Origin of the sequence: Pseudomonas shirazensis (assembly GCF_050496565.1) — a bacterium.
In the GTDB taxonomy this organism is placed as follows: Bacteria; Pseudomonadota; Gammaproteobacteria; order Pseudomonadales; family Pseudomonadaceae; genus Aquipseudomonas; species Aquipseudomonas shirazensis_A.
The window spans coordinates 1-325 of the sequence record NZ_JBNWAE010000057.1 but is presented as its reverse complement, the minus strand read 5'-3'; the positions used below and the strand labels follow the sequence as shown (position 1 = coordinate 325).

Sequence of the window (325 nt, the reverse complement as noted above, 5' to 3'; positions counted from 1 at the left end):
CACAGCAGCTTCGGTCGGGCCGTACAGGTTGTGCAGCTCGACCGTCGGCAGTTGCGTGTGGAAGCGTCGCACCAGGCTGCCCGGCAAGGCCTCACCGCTGCACAGAACACGCTTGAGACCATCAGCCGATAGTTGGCCGTGCGCCAGGAACACATCCAGCATCGAGGGCACGAAGTGCAAGGTGGTGACGTTTTCGCTGCGGATCACCTGACGCAGATACTCCGGATCGCGATGGCCGCCGGGGCGCGCCATGACCAGGCGAGCGCCAGTTTGCAGCGGCCAGAGGAACTCCCACACCGAGACGTCGAAGCTGAACGGCGTCTTT

At 64.0% G+C, this 325-nt stretch carries 1 protein-coding gene; it reads right to left on the bottom strand.

All coding sequences use genetic code 11. The features are described 5' to 3' along the window. On the bottom strand, nt 1-325 hold a 325-nt coding region (locus tag ACQZ2L_RS25100), incomplete at both ends, for an AMP-binding protein (RefSeq protein ID WP_430328321.1).